At 66.8% G+C, this 14,074-nt stretch carries 13 protein-coding genes; 6 read left to right on the plus strand and 7 right to left on the minus strand.

What is annotated here, in order from left to right:
• Positions 1-6: 6 nt before the first annotated feature.
• The 5 genes from E0W60_RS25340 to E0W60_RS25360 all read left to right on the plus strand — a co-directional run bounded on the left by E0W60_RS25340 (position 7) and on the right by E0W60_RS25360 (position 4,079).
• Positions 7-1,278: a type II secretion system F family protein gene (locus tag E0W60_RS25340; RefSeq protein WP_133098008.1), complete on the plus strand. Its 1,272-nt coding sequence runs from the start codon at positions 7-9 to the stop codon at positions 1,276-1,278.
• Between the two features lie 3 nt (positions 1,279-1,281).
• The gene (locus tag E0W60_RS25345) at positions 1,282-2,184 is read left to right on the plus strand and encodes a prepilin peptidase (RefSeq protein WP_135705970.1); all 903 of its coding nucleotides are present in this window, start codon (positions 1,282-1,284) and stop codon (positions 2,182-2,184) included.
• A 51-nt stretch (positions 2,185-2,235) separates the two neighbouring features.
• Positions 2,236-2,874 carry a dephospho-CoA kinase gene (gene coaE / locus E0W60_RS25350; RefSeq protein WP_133098006.1) on the plus strand — a complete coding sequence of 213 codons (639 nt, stop codon included), beginning with the start codon at positions 2,236-2,238 and terminating at the stop codon, positions 2,872-2,874.
• Between the two features lie 237 nt (positions 2,875-3,111).
• Complete coding sequence (zapD, locus tag E0W60_RS25355) at positions 3,112-3,870, plus strand: cell division protein ZapD (RefSeq protein WP_133098005.1); 759 nt, start codon at positions 3,112-3,114, stop codon at positions 3,868-3,870.
• A gap of 17 nt (positions 3,871-3,887) precedes the next feature.
• Positions 3,888-4,079, plus strand: coding sequence for a DNA gyrase inhibitor YacG (locus tag E0W60_RS25360; protein WP_135705971.1), 192 nt, complete (start codon positions 3,888-3,890; stop codon positions 4,077-4,079).
• A 174-nt stretch (positions 4,080-4,253) separates the two neighbouring features.
• On the opposite strand, the gene E0W60_RS25365 is transcribed toward E0W60_RS25360, so the two are convergent.
• From E0W60_RS25365 to secA, 4 genes are all read right to left on the minus strand, one after another.
• Positions 4,254-4,691 carry an NUDIX domain-containing protein gene (locus E0W60_RS25365; protein WP_133098004.1) on the minus strand — a complete coding sequence of 146 codons (438 nt, stop codon included), beginning with the start codon at positions 4,689-4,691 and terminating at the stop codon, positions 4,254-4,256.
• A complete protein-coding gene (locus E0W60_RS25370; RefSeq protein WP_133098003.1) occupies positions 4,688-5,593 on the minus strand; it encodes an ATP-binding protein in 906 nt (301 codons plus the stop codon). Before E0W60_RS25370 ends, E0W60_RS25365 begins: the two co-directional genes overlap by 4 nt.
• 60 nt (positions 5,594-5,653) lie before the next feature.
• A complete protein-coding gene (argJ, locus tag E0W60_RS25375; protein WP_135705972.1) occupies positions 5,654-6,892 on the minus strand; it encodes a bifunctional glutamate N-acetyltransferase/amino-acid acetyltransferase ArgJ in 1,239 nt (412 codons plus the stop codon).
• A 142-nt stretch (positions 6,893-7,034) separates the two neighbouring features.
• Positions 7,035-9,812, minus strand: a complete 2,778-nt coding sequence (gene secA / locus E0W60_RS25380; RefSeq protein ID WP_135705973.1) for a preprotein translocase subunit SecA — start codon at positions 9,810-9,812, stop codon at positions 7,035-7,037.
• Between the two features lie 281 nt (positions 9,813-10,093).
• Between secA and E0W60_RS25385 the strand changes: the two genes are divergently transcribed.
• On the plus strand, positions 10,094-10,597 hold the full coding sequence (locus tag E0W60_RS25385; RefSeq protein ID WP_133098000.1) for a DciA family protein: 504 nt from the start codon (positions 10,094-10,096) through the stop codon (positions 10,595-10,597).
• Positions 10,598-10,680: 83 nt separating this feature from the next.
• Here the strand turns inward: E0W60_RS25385 and lpxC are convergent, their stop codons facing one another.
• From lpxC to ftsZ, 3 genes are all read right to left on the minus strand, one after another.
• Positions 10,681-11,598, minus strand: coding sequence for a UDP-3-O-acyl-N-acetylglucosamine deacetylase (lpxC, locus tag E0W60_RS25390; RefSeq protein WP_029048080.1), 918 nt, complete (start codon positions 11,596-11,598; stop codon positions 10,681-10,683).
• Positions 11,599-11,752: 154 nt separating this feature from the next.
• Complete coding sequence (locus E0W60_RS25395) at positions 11,753-12,259, minus strand: peroxiredoxin (protein WP_133097999.1); 507 nt, start codon at positions 12,257-12,259, stop codon at positions 11,753-11,755.
• Between the two features lie 509 nt (positions 12,260-12,768).
• The gene (gene ftsZ, locus E0W60_RS25400) at positions 12,769-13,962 is read right to left on the minus strand and encodes a cell division protein FtsZ (protein WP_063241547.1); all 1,194 of its coding nucleotides are present in this window, start codon (positions 13,960-13,962) and stop codon (positions 12,769-12,771) included.
• Between the last annotated feature and the right edge of the window lie 112 nt (positions 13,963-14,074).

Consider the following 14,074-nt stretch of genomic DNA (forward strand, 5'->3'; position numbering starts at 1 on the left):
AACAACATGGCGACGCGCGCACCAGCGGCGGGCGCCCGGACGGCAGCACCGTCGCGGGCAAAATCAGGCAAGGGGCGCAAGGCCCCCACCCAGTACATCTTCGAATGGGAAGGCAAGGACCGCAAGGGCAAGACCTTCACCGGCGAGCTGCGCGCGGAGAGCCAGGCCGAGGTCACCGCCACGCTGCGCAAGCAGGGCCTGACCATCGTCAAGCTCAAGAAGCGCAAGGCCGCGCGCGGGCGCAAAATCACCGAGAAGGACATCGCCTACTTCACCCGGCAGCTGTCGACCATGCTCAAGGCGGGGATTCCGCTGCTGCAGTCGATCGACATCATCGCGCGCGGGCACGCCAATCCCAACTTTACCCAGCTGCTGTCCGAGATCCGCTTCGATATCGAATCGGGCAGCAGCATGGCGGCGGCATTCCGGCGACAGCCGAAGTACTTCGACACGCTCTACTGCAACCTGATCGATGCCGGCGAACAGGGCGGTATCCTCGATGCGTTGCTGGAGCGCCTGTCGCTCTACATGGAAAAGACCATCGCGCTGAAGGGCCAGATCAAGTCGGCGATGATCTATCCGATCGCGGTGCTGACGGTGGCCTTTGCCGTCACCGTGATCCTGATGCTGTTCGTGATCCCGGCGTTCAAGGGCGTGTTCTCCAGCTTCGGTGCCAACCTGCCCGCGCCGACGCTGCTGGTGATCGCGATCTCGGACTTTTTCGTGCAGTACTGGTACCTGGTCATCGGCGCGCCCGTGGCCGGCATCACGTTCTACCTGCGGGCGCGCAAGAAGTCGGAGAAGGTGCAGCGCTGGTCCGACCGCGCGCTGCTGAAGCTGCCGATCTTCGGCAGCCTGTTCCGCAAGGCGGTGATTGCGCGCTGGACGCGTACGCTGGCGACCATGTTCGCCGCCGGCACGCCGCTGGTGGAGTCGATGGAGTCGGTGGCGGGCGCCGCCGGCAACTGGGTCTACTACGACGCCACGCGCGAGATCGAACAGTCGGTGCGCATCGGTACCAGCCTGACCAACGCCATGCAGGCCACGCACGTGTTCGACAACATGGTGCTGCAGATGACGCAGATCGGCGAAGAATCCGGCGCGCTCGACAACATGCTGCTGAAGGTGGCCGAGTTCTACGAGCGCGAGGTCGACGACGCGGTGGCCGCCATCTCCAGCCTGATCGAACCGATCATCATCGTGGTGCTGGGCGTGCTGATCGGCGGCATGGTGGTGGCGATGTACCTGCCGATCTTCAAGCTGGGACAGGTGGTGTAAGCGATGGCGCTGGCGTATTCCGTTTCGCCGTTTCCCGCCGGCAGCGGGCAGTTGCTGCAGGCACTGGCGGCGCTGCCGCCTGCCTTCATGGTGGCGGTGACGGCCGTGCTGGGTCTGGTGGTGGGCAGTTTCCTCAACGTGGTGATCCACCGGCTGCCGCGCATGATGGAGCGCGAGGAAGCCAACTATATCGCCGAGCTGCGCGGCGATCCGCTGCCCTACCCCGCCCGCTACAACCTGATGGTGCCGCGCTCGGCCTGTCCGCACTGCGGCCACGCGATCGCGCCCTGGGAAAACGTGCCGGTGCTGAGTTGGCTGGCGCTGCGCGGGCGCTGCTCGGCCTGCAAGACCCGGATCAGCGCGCGCTATCCGCTGGTGGAGCTGGCCTGCGGCGTGCTGAGCGGGCTGGTGGCGTGGCGCTTCGGCCCTGGCGTGCAGACATTGGCGGCGCTGGTGCTGGTCTGGGCGCTGCTGGCGCTGACCCTGATCGATGCCGACACCCAGCTGCTGCCGGACCAGATCACGCTGCCGCTGCTGTGGCTGGGACTGGTGCTGAACCTGGGCGGGTTGTTCGTGCCGCTGGCCGATGCCGTGATCGGTGCCGCCGCCGGCTACCTGGTGCTGTGGGCGGCGTACTGGCTGTTCCGGCTGGTGCGTGGCAAGGAAGGCATGGGTTTCGGCGACTTCAAGCTGATGGCGGCACTCGGCGCGTGGTTTGGCTGGCAGGCGCTGCCGGCGCTGGTGCTGCTGTCATCGGTGGCCGGCGTGGTGTTCGGGCTGGCCAGCATCGCGCTGCGCCGGCAGGATCGCGACACGCCCTTCCCCTTCGGCCCCTTTATCGCGCTGGCGGGCCTGGTGGTGCTGGTGTTCGGCTCCCGTGTGCTGCCGCTGACCGTACTGCCGTGAAGCTGGTATTGTGACGGCAACATCGTCAACTGGCCTTCACGGCATCCCCACATGCTGGAAATCGGACTGACCGGCGGCATCGGCAGCGGCAAGACCCGCGTGGCCGACATGTTCGCCGCGCGCGGCGCCGCGATCATCGATACCGACCTGCTCGCCCATCAGATCACCGCCCCGGGCGGGCGTGCCATCCCGGCGCTGGTCGAGGCCTTCGGGACCGAATGCCTGCGCCCTGACGGCGCCATGGATCGCGACGCGATGCGCGCGCTGGTGTTCGCCGACCCGGCCGCCAAGGCGCGCCTCGAAGGCATCACCCATCCGCTGATCCGCGCGCTGACCAACGAGCATGCGCAAGCGGTCCGCGACGCCGGCGAGCATCCTTACCTGATCTACGTGGTGCCGCTGCTGGTCGAGTCCGGCTCATGGCGCGAGCGCGTGGGCCGGGTGCTGGTGGTCGACTGCACGGAAGACACCCAGGTGGCGCGCGTGATGGCGCGCAACGGCTTCAGCCGCGAACAGGTGCAGGCGATCATGGCCAGGCAGGCAACGCGGCGCGCGCGGCTGGCATGTGCCGACGACGTCATCGACAACGACGGGCCGGTCGATGCGCTGGTGGCACAGGTGGACCGCCTCGACCGCTATTACCGCGAACTGTCGGCGTCCGGAAAGGTCCATCCCGAAGCTGGCGCATGATGCGCGGGCACGGCCCGGCGGCACGCGGCGAACGCGCGTCCGACGTTGTCCTCGGCCCGGGTCTCGCATAGAATGCGCTGGAACATGCCGGGAAATCGCCGCATACTGCGGGCATTGGACACCGCGGATCACTCCGACACAGTCCACCCAGCCCCTTCCGGCGTTCCCCGGGCCACATTCCGCACCGGGCCTGCTCCTCACACGGGGCCCGCCCGGCGCCCTGCACGGACATAGCACTTGATTCTGTACGAATACCCTTTCAACGAACGCATCAGGACACTCCTGCGCCTGGAGGACCTGTTCGATCGGCTGGAATACTTCCTCGGCCAGGATCATCCCCAGCAGCACCATGTCGCGCTGACCACGCTGTTCGAGATCATCGACGTAGCGGGCCGCGCCGACCTCAAGACCGACCTGATCAAGGAACTGGAACGCCAGCGCCAGGCGCTGGCGCCGCTGCGCGCCAACCCGCAGATCGACCAGGAAGCCCTGGACAGCGTGATCGGCGAGATCGAGCAGGGCATCACCATGCTCAACCAGACCGTGGGCAAGGCCGGGCAGCTGCTGACCGACAACGAGTGGCTGACCAGCATCCGCAGCCGTGCCATCATTCCCGGCGGCACCTGCGAGTTCGACCTGCCTGCCTACTACGCGTGGCAGCATCGCCCCGCTGAGGATCGCCGCGCCGATATCCTGAAGTGGGCGCGCCCGCTGGTGTCGCTGCGCATGGGCACCACCATCGTGCTGCGCCTGCTGCGCGAAGCCGGCCAGAGCGGCAAGGTCATCGCCACCGGCGGCAGCTACCAGCAGATGCTGTCCGGGCGCAGCTACCAGTTGATGCAGGTGTGGCTGGATGACTCGCTGCTGGCCTTCATCCCGGAAATGAGCGCGAACAAGTACATGCTGTGGGTGCGTTTCACGCAGCAGGACGGCGACCTGCGGCCGCGCTCGGTCGATGCCGATATCCCGTTCCTGCTGAAACTCTGCAATTTCTGAAGCCTGAGTCTGAAGCCATGCCCGCTGTAGTCAAATGCCCCACCTGCGGCACCGAGGTGGCCTGGGTGCCCGACAACAAGTTCCGCCCGTTCTGTTCCGAGCGCTGCAAGCAGATCGACCTCGGCGCCTGGGCGTCCGAAAAGTACGTAATTGGCGGCAAGCCGGGCGAGACGCCCTCGCCTGACCTGCCTGACGACGAGGACGACTGACGTAATCGCCTTCGCCGCACAGTCCGCTCAGTGCGCCGCCGCCAGTACGCGGCGGTAGAACCCCACGCACACCAGCACGAAGACCGCCAGGCCCAGCCACACGCCGTCGATCGGCGCAATCACGGGCGCCGCGGCCGCGGGTATGTCAGGCCAAGCCGGCCCAGGGTCTGTGCCCTAGGCTTCTTCGCCCAGCCATTCGACCACCGGAATGGTGGCCGGCAGCAGCGGCGCGACCGTCACGGGCACCGTCTGCCAGGAAAAGGCCTGGCCTTCGCGGCCGACCGGGTCACCGCGCCAGGCAGTGACCTTGCAGAAATGCAGCCGCACATAGGCGTGCGGGTAGTCGTGCTCGAGCACATGCCAGCGCTCGCACGCGGTAATGTCCAGCCCCAGCTCCTCATGCAGCTCGCGGGCGAGCGCAGCTTCCACGGTCTCCCCTGGCTCGAGCTTGCCGCCGGGGAATTCCCAATAGCCCTCGTACGGCTTGCCCGCGGGGCGCTGCGCCAGCAGGAAGCGGCCATCCGGCTGCACCATCACGCCGACGGCGACTTCGGTGACCTTGCGCGGCGGGTTGCCGGCGGTCTCCGCGGGCTTGTCCATGGCCGCGCTCATGCCTTGTCGTTCCCCGGCACGTCGGCGATGTACGGCTGGCCATGCTTGCCGCCCCAGTCGCGCGCGAACTGCCACGCCACGCGGCCCGAGCGCGAGCCGCGCTCCAGCGCCCACACCAGCGCGTCGCCGCGCGCGGCGGCGATGTCTTCGTCGGTGCAGCCGAAGTGCCTGAGCCAGTGGCCGACGATCGCCAGGTACTCGTCCTGCTTGGGCGGGTAGAACGACAGCCACAGCCCGAAGCGCTCGGACAGCGAGATCTTCTCTTCGACCACTTCGCCAGGATGGATCTCGCCGTCGTCGGTGTGGCGGTAGGTTTCGTTGTCCTTCATGTACTCCGGCAGCAGGTGCCGGCGGTTGGACGTGGCGTAGATCAGCACGTTGTCCGACTGCGCCGCGACCGAGCCGTCCAGCGCCGACTTCAGCGACTTGTAGCCCGACTCGCCTTCCTCGAACGACAGGTCGTCGCAGAAGATGACAAAGCGCTCGGGCCGGGTCGAGACCAGCTCGACGATATCGCCGAGGTCGCCCAGGTCATCCTTGTCGACCTCCACCAGCCGCAGCCCGTCCTTGACGAAGGCATTCAGGCAGGCCTTGATCAGCGACGACTTGCCGGTGCCGCGCGCGCCGGTCAGCAGCACGTTGTTGGCCGGCAGCCTGTTCACGAACTGGCGCGTGTTGGCGACGATGGCGTCCTTCTGGCGCTCGATGTTCTTCAGGTCGTCCAGGTGGATTGGCGGCAGCTGGCGCACCGGCTGCAGGTAGCCGATATTACCGAACAGGCTCTGGCGCTTGCGCCAGCGGAACGCTACCGCCTCCTGCCAGTCCGCGTCGTTCAGTTGCGGCGGCAGCCATTGTTCGAGGCGTGAGAGGAAGTTGTCGAGGCGGGCGGCGAGGTCGGACATGGCGGGGCGGAGAATGAATTCTTGCGCCCTGCCCGCGTGCGCGGGCAGGATGGAACGGGCTCAGGAACGGTAGTCGGCGTTGATCGACACGTAGTCGTGCGACAGGTCGCAGGTCCACACCGTGGCTTCGGCATTGCCGCGGCCCAGCGCGATGCGCACCGTGATCTCGGCCTGCTTCATCACGCGCTGGCCGTCTTCCTCGCGATAGTCGGGATTGCGGCCGCCGTCGCGGGCGACCCAGACATCGTCCAGCCACAGGTTGACGCGGCCGACATCGAGGTCGTCCACGCCGGCGTAGCCCACCGCGGCCAGGATGCGGCCCAGGTTGGGGTCCGAGGCGTAGAACGCAGTCTTGACCAGCGGCGAATGCGCGACCGCATAGGCGATCTGGCGGCACTCGGCCACGTCCTTGCCGCCTTCGACCCGGATGGTCATCAGCTTGGTCGCGCCTTCGCCGTCGCGCACGATCATCTGCGCCAGCTCTTGCGCCAGGCCGGTCACGGCATCGCGCAGCGCTTCGAAGGCCGGGCCTTCGGCACGGTCGACCACGGCACCGGACTTGCCCGAGGCGATCAGCACGAACGAATCGTTGGTCGAGGTATCGCCGTCGATGGTGATGCTGTTGAACGAGTGATCGGCGGCGTGCGTCACCAGTCCCTGCAGTACCGGCTGCGCCACGGCGGCGTCCATGGCGATAAAGCCCAGCATGGTCGCCATGTTCGGGCGGATCATGCCGGCGCCCTTGCTGATGCCCGACAGCGTCACGGTCTTGCCGTCGATCTGCACCGTGCGCGACGCGACCTTGGGCTGCGTGTCGGTGGTCATGATGGCTTCCGCCGCGGCCAGCCAGTTGTCGGCCCTGGCATTGGCGATGGCGGCGGGCAGCCCTGCCAGCAGGCGGTCCATCGGCAACTGCTCGAGGATCACGCCGGTCGAGAACGGCAGCACCTGGTCGGCGCTGATGCCCAGCTGCGCCGCCAGCGCGTCGCAGGTGGCGCGGGCATTGGCCAGGCCCTGCTCGCCGGTACCGGCGTTGGCATTGCCGGTGTTGACCACCAGGGCGCGGATGCCCTTGCCCGACTTGTCCGCGGCAGCGAGGTGCTCCCGGCACACCTGCACCGGCGCGGCGCAGAAGCGGTTGCTGGTGAAGACGCCGGCCACGGTGCTGCCTTCGGCCACGCGCACCACCAGCACGTCCTTGCGGTTGGCCTTGCGGATGCCCGCCTCGGCCCAGCCGAGCTCCACGCCGGCGACGGATTTCAGGTTCTCTGCCTGGGGCAGCGGAAGATTGACGGGCATGTAGGACTCCTCGATGTTCCTGCTCGCGACTTGCTTGTCATCAGACGAACATGCCCGCGAGGGGCGGGCATGTTCGTTTCCTGTTGCGTCACGCCCCGCGCTGCGGGACCGACGTCATACCGGGCCCCCGGCGCGGCTCAGTTCAGCTGAGCTTGCCGTGGCACTGCTTGAACTTCTTGCCCGAGCCGCACGGGCACGGATCGTTGCGGCCGACCTTGGGCATGCCCGCCAGCGCCAGTTCGGCGGCGGCCATGGCAGTGCCGGTGCGCTGCGACGGCGCTTCCTCGACCGGCTCGCGGCCTTCGGCGAACTCGTCGTGCTTGTACTGCACGTTCTCCAGGTGCGACAGGCCTTCCTCGATCTCCTCGGAAGCCTGTTCCAGTTCCTCCGGCGACTGGATCTGCACGTTGAAGGTCACGCGGGTGACTTCGTTCTTGATCACGTCCAGCAGGCGCGCGAACAGCTCGAACGACTCGCGCTTGTACTCCTGCTTGGGATCCTTCTGCGCATAGCCGCGCAGGTGGATGCCCTGGCGCAGGTGGTCCAGCGCGGCCAGGTGTTCGCGCCAGTGCGTGTCGATGCTCTGCAGCATGACCGAGCGCTCGAAGCCGGCGAACGACTCGCGCCCGACCATCGCGACCTTGCCGTCGTAGCGTTCGGTCGCCGCCTTCATGATCAGGTTGAGCAGCTCTTCGTCCTCGATGCTCTGCGCGCCCTCGATGGTCTGCGCCAGCGGCACTTCCAGGCCCCAGTCCTCGCGCAGGCGCGCTTCCAGGCCGGCGATGTTCCACTGCTCTTCCATGGTGTCGGCCGGCACGTGGTCGCGGAACAGCTCGACCAGCACGCTTTCGCGCAGGTTGGCGACCATCTCGCCGACGTCATTGGCTTCGAGCACGTCGTTGCGCAGCTTGTAGATTTCCTTGCGCTGGTCGTTGGCGACGTCGTCGTACTGCAGCAGCTGCTTGCGGATATCGAAGTTGCGGCCTTCCACCTTGCGCTGCGCCGATTCGATCGAGCGCGTGACGATGCCGGCCTCGATCGGCTCGCCTTCGGGCATCTTCAGGCGCTCCATGATCGCGCGCACGCGGTCGCCGGCAAAGATGCGCAGCAGCTGGTCGTCCAGCGACAGGTAGAAGCGCGACGAACCCGGGTCGCCCTGGCGGCCGGCGCGGCCGCGCAGCTGGTTGTCGATACGGCGCGATTCATGGCGCTCGGTGCCGACGATATGCAGGCCGCCGGCGGCCTTGACCTGCTCGTGCAGCGACTGCCATTCGTCCTCGAGCTGCTGGATGCGCGCGGCCTTGTCGGCGTCGGACAGGTTCGGGTCCGCTTCGATAAAGCCCGACTGCTTTTCCACGTTGCCGCCCAGCACGATGTCGGTACCGCGACCGGCCATGTTGGTGGCGATGGTGATCATCTTGGGACGGCCGGCCTGCGCCACGATCTCGGCTTCGCGGGCGTGCTGCTTGGCGTTGAGCACCTGGTGCGGCAGCTGTTCGCGCTCGAGCAGGCCCGACAGGTATTCAGAAGTCTCGATCGAGGTGGTACCCACCAGCACCGGCTGGCCGCGCTCGTAGCAGTCGCGGATATCGCGCACCACGGCGTCGTAGCGCTCCTTGCCGGTCTTGTAGATCTGGTCCTGCTGATCCTTGCGCTGGGCCGGGCGGTTGGTCGGGATCACCACCACTTCGAGGCCATAGATCTCCTGGAACTCGTACGCCTCGGTATCGGCCGTGCCGGTCATGCCGGCCAGCTTGGTGTACATGCGGAAGTAGTTCTGGAAGGTGATGGTCGCCAGCGTCTGGTTCTCTTGCTGGACGGTCACGCCTTCCTTGGCCTCGACGGCCTGGTGCAGGCCGTCGGACCAGCGCCGGCCGGTCATCAGGCGGCCGGTGAATTCGTCGACGATCACGACTTCGTCGTTCTGCACCACGTAGTGCTGGTCGCGATGGAACAGGCTGTGCGCGCGCAGGGCGGCGTACAGGTGGTGCATCAGCGTGATGTTCTGCGGCGCGTACAGCGACTCGCCCTCGCCGATCAGGCCCTGCTGCGCCAGGATTTCTTCGGCCTTCTCGTGGCCGGCCTCGGTCAGGTAGACCTGGTGGCCCTTCTCGTCGACGTAGTAGTCGCCCGGCTTCTCGACGCCGGTGCCGTCGGCCTTCTCTTCGCCGATCTGGCGCTCGAGCAGCCTGGGGATGCCGTTCATGCGCTGGTACAGGTCGGTCTGGTTCTCGGCCTGGCCCGAGATGATCAGCGGGGTGCGCGCCTCGTCGATCAGGATCGAGTCCACTTCATCGACGATGGCGTAGTTCAGCGGCCGCTGCACCCGCTGCGACGGGTCGTAGACCATGTTGTCGCGCAGGTAGTCGAAGCCGAACTCGTTGTTGGTGCCGTAGGTGATGTCGGCGTTGTACGCAGCCTGCTTCTCGTCATGCGCCATCTGCGACAGGTTCACACCCACCGACAGGCCCAGGTAGTTGTACAGGCGGCCCATCCACTCGGCATCGCGCTGCGCCAGGTAGTCGTTGACCGTCACCACGTGCACGCCCTTGCCGGTGATGGCATTCAGGTACACGGCCAGCGTCGCGGTCAGCGTCTTGCCCTCGCCGGTGCGCATTTCGGCGATCTTGTTGTCGTTCAGCACCATGCCGCCGATCAGCTGCACGTCGAAGTGGCGCATCTTCATGACGCGCTTGCTGGCCTCGCGGCACACGGCGAAAGCCTCGGGCAGCAGCGCTTCGAGCGACTCGCCGCCGGCGTGGCGCTGCCGGAAGGTCTCGGTCATGCCGCGCAGGTCGTCGTCCGAGAGTTGCTCGAACTTCGGCTCCAGCGCATTGATCTGCGCCACCGTGCGGCGGTATTGTTTGATCAGCCGCTCATTGCGGCTGCCGAAGACTTTCTTGAGAAGGCCCGTGATCATCGATTGCTTTCACCTGCGCGGGACCGGATTGACGCCCCTGGTAAGCGGGCTCCCCGGCGGCCGGGCGAGGAATGGATAGATTGGCGCGAAACGCCGAGTTTATCATGTGCCGGGGTCACGGCCGGAACGCGCGCCGGGCCTTGCCGTGCAAGGCTGCGAATGCCAGACACCGGCCAGCGCGGGCCGACCCCGCCCCCTGCCTGCAGCAGTTTGGGGCGGGTGCGGGTGCTTCAATCCTTTCCGCCCCGGGCAGCCCCGCCGCCCCTTGCTAGAATGCAGCCATGCGCCGCTTCACCCACCACGCCCTGCAGACCGCTGCCGCCAAGCCGCTCAATGACTGGCTGGCCAAGTCCGGCCCGGTTTCCGGGCTGATGCAGACCGCGCGCCAGCTGTCCGTGCTGGAGGCCGAAGTGCTGTCGCTGCTGCCCCCCGGCATGCGCGCCGGCATTGCCGTGGCCGGGGTCAAGCGCGACGCCGTCGACGCAAACGGCCAGGTGCTGCTGTTGCTGGCGGCACACGGCGCGGCCGCGGCGCGGGTGCGGCAGGTGGTGCCGACGCTGCTGGGACGGCTGCAGCAGCGCGGCTCGCAGATCACCGCGATCCGGGTGCGGGTGCAGCCCGAGGTGCAGCGCCACGCGGACTGGGACACCGGTCCGGTCGAGCGCAAGCGCACCAGCGGGCAGATGACGCCGACCGGCCTTGCCAGCCTGGACCAGCTCGCGCGCACGCTGCCCGATTCGCCGCTGCGCGACGCGCTCAAGACGCTGCTCTCGCATCACCGCTGAGCGGCCGACGGCGATTTCCGGACAAACAAGAAAGCCGACCCCCGGGTCGGCTTTCTCGTTGCGTGGCGGGCAGGTGGCCCGGCTCAGGCAAAGGCCGGCTGCGCCTGCGGCAGGAAGGCAGCGGGCGCTTCCTCGACACGGTCGAAGGTGACCAGTTCATAGGCCTCCTGGTCCGCCAGCAGCGCGCGCAGCAGCTGGTTGTTCAGGCCGTGGCCCGACTTGTGCGCGACATAGGACCCGATCAGCGGATGGCCGACCACATACAGGTCGCCGATGGCATCGAGGATCTTGTGGCGCACGAATTCATCGCCATAGCGCAGTTCCTCGTTGTTCAGCATGCGGTGCTCGTCCAGCACGATGGCGTTGTCCAGGCTGCCGCCGCGCGCCAGGCCCATCTCGCGCAGCGCTTCCACCTCATGGGCAAAGCCGAAGGTGCGGGCCCTGGCGATCTCACGCACGTAGCTGGTGTCGCCGAAGTCGATCGAGAAGGTCTGGCCGGTCTTGTCGACCGCCGGATGACGGAAGTCGATGGTGAACGCCAGCTTGAAGCCGAAGAACGGCTCGAGCCGCGCGAACTTGTCGCCTTCGCGAACTTCCACCGGCTTCTTGACGCGGATAAAGGTCTTCAGCGCGTTCTGTTCTTCAATGCCGGCCGACTGCAGCAGGAACACGAAGGACGCGGCGCTGCCGTCCATGATCGGGATTTCCTCGGCGTCGACGTCGACATAGAGGTTGTCGATGCCCAGGCCGGCGCATGCCGACATCAGGTGCTCGACGGTCGAAACGCGCGCGCCATCCTTCTGCAGCACCGACGCCAGGCGCGTGTCGCCGATGGCCGAAGCGGCCACGGGAATCTCGACGGCCTCGGGCAGGTCGACGCGGGTAAAGACGATGCCGGTGTCGGCGGCTGCGGGACGCAGGGTCAGCGTGACCTTGCGGCCGGAGTGCAGGCCGATGCCAACCGTCTTCACCAGGGATTTGATCGTGCGCTGTTTGAGCATGACAGCCTCAACTATTATAAAAATCTATCGTGGTGCTTTTTTTGATTAAGCGATTTTACCACCACCTGGAAGGTGGTGCAGCCGGGTTTTGTTTCCGGCTGTTAACACCGCATTAAGATGTTGCGAATAATCCACGTTTACCCGGATGACTGTGTCAGCCGCGCAACGCAGCCAGCACGGCGTCGGCGCTGCTGACGCGGAATTCGCCGGGCGCCTCCACGTCGAGCCGGGTCACCACACCATCGTCGATCACCATGGCATAGCGCTTGGAGCGCACGCCCATGCCGCGCGCGCCCAGGTCCTGGTCCAGGCCCAGCGCACGCGTCCATTCGGCGCTGCCGTCGGCCATCATGCGTACCGCGCCGGCGACCTGCTGTTCGCGGCCCCACGCGCCCATGACGAAGGCGTCGTTGACCGACACGCACCACACTTCATCGACGCCGGCGGCGCGCAGGTCTGCGGCATGCGTCACGAAGCCCGGCACATGCTTGGCCGAGCAGGTCGGCGTGAACGCGCCGGGCAGCCCGAACACCACGATCTTGCGCCCGCGCACCAGGTCGGCGACGCGGAAGGCGTTGGGTCCGAGCGAGCAGCCCTCGCTCTCGGTTTCGATGAATTCCTGCAGGGTGGCGTCCGGGACGCGGGAACCGACGGTAATCATGGGGCGAAGTCTCTGGGTTGTCTGAAGGATAGGACGGATGGCGGCCGGCTGCGCCGCAGCGGCGCGGCAGCGTGCCGGTTCAACAATCCGGACAGCGATCCGGACAGCGTTCCGGGTAGTGTTCCGTACTGCGGGCAACCCCAAGATCATAGGCGCCGCGCCGGCGATGCAAAAGCCGGATCACATCCGGTCGCATTCGATACACCTTGCTACAAAGACGTCCGCGCGACGCACCTGTGGGTGCGCCGCGCGGACGGCGAGACATCCCGACCGGGAAGGCGGGAAACCAGTCCGGGGAGGCGGCCAGCGGCACGCCCTGCCCGGCGACGGGATGCAGGTTGTGGCGGACGATGCGCCGTTGCGGCAGGCGGCGCGGCGCCGCCGGCTGCCTGCCGGGTCACGTCAGTCCATGCAAGGCACGCGCGGATAGGGAGCGCGCGTGCATCGCGACAAGGCGACGCGATCCGTCAGGCGGCCGGTGGAGGCACCGATGCCGAGCCGTCCGGCGCTCAGTCTGCCTGCTTGCGCAGGAAGGCCGGAATATCGTACGTGTCCACACCCTTTTCCTGCAGCGCCGCCACGTGGGCCGACGCCGATTCGCGCGAGCTGCGCCATACCGCCGGCGTGTCCAGGTTGCTGTAGTCCGGCGAGCTGTGCTGCGCAGCGGTGGCGGCCATGTTGGCCATCATCTGCACCGGCATGTTGTCCGTGCCGGTCTTCAGCAGCGTCATCGGCTGCTGCTTCTTGGCCGAGCGGCCCAGGCCGGTCGCGACCACGGTCACGCGCAGCGCATCGCTCATCGAATCGTCGTACACCGTACCGAAGATCACGGTCGCGTCTTCCGCGGCGTAGCTGCGGATGGTGTTCATGACTTCCTTGGTTTCCGACAGCTTCAGCGAACGGCTGGCGGTGATGTTGACCAGCACGCCGCGCGCGCCGGACAGGTCCACGCCTTCCAGCAGCGGGCTGGCAACGGCCTGCTCGGCCGCCAGGCGGGCGCGGTCCACGCCCGACACGGTGGCCGTCCCCATCATGGCCTTGCCCTGCTCGCCCATCACCGTCTTCACGTCTTCGAAGTCGACGTTCACCAGGCCGTCAACGTTGATGATCTCGGCAATGCCGGCCACCGCGTTGTGCAGCACGTCGTCGGCGCACTGGAAGCATGCGTCCATCTCGGCGTCGTCGCCCATCACTTCGAACAGCTTTTCGTTCAGCACCACGATCAGCGAGTCGACGCTCGATTCCAGCTCGCTGGAGCCATGCTCGGCCACCTTGGCGCGGCGCGCGCCTTCGAAGTCGAACGGCTTGCTGACCACGCCCACGGTCAGGATGCCCATTTCCTTGGCAACCTGCGCCACGATCGGCGCGGCACCGGTACCGGTACCGCCGCCCATGCCGGCAGTGATGAAGACCATGTGCGCGCCGCGCAGCGCGTCGGCGATCTGCTCGCGGGCCTGATCGGCGCAACCGCGGCCGACTTCCGGCTTGGCGCCGGCACCCAGTCCCGTACTGCCCAATTGCAGCACGCGCGAAGCGCTGGAACGCTTGAGCGCCTGGGCGTCGGTATTCATGCAGATGAATTCGACGCCCTGCACGCCGCGGCTGATCATGTGCTGCACGGCATTGCCGCCCGCGCCGCCCACGCCGACCACCTTGATGATGGTGCCGTCCATCACTTCCGTTTCGATCATGTCAAAGTCCATCACTGCCTCCGAGAAGAATCAGTCCCCAGACGATGCAGCCTCCCCGCCGCAACCCCTGGTTTCTGAACAAAAAAACCATTAAAAGAAAGAACCACGAAACCTTTGCTCAACG

The sequence above is a fragment of the Cupriavidus oxalaticus genome (assembly GCF_004768545.1).
GTDB lineage: Bacteria > Pseudomonadota > Gammaproteobacteria > Burkholderiales > Burkholderiaceae > Cupriavidus > Cupriavidus oxalaticus_A.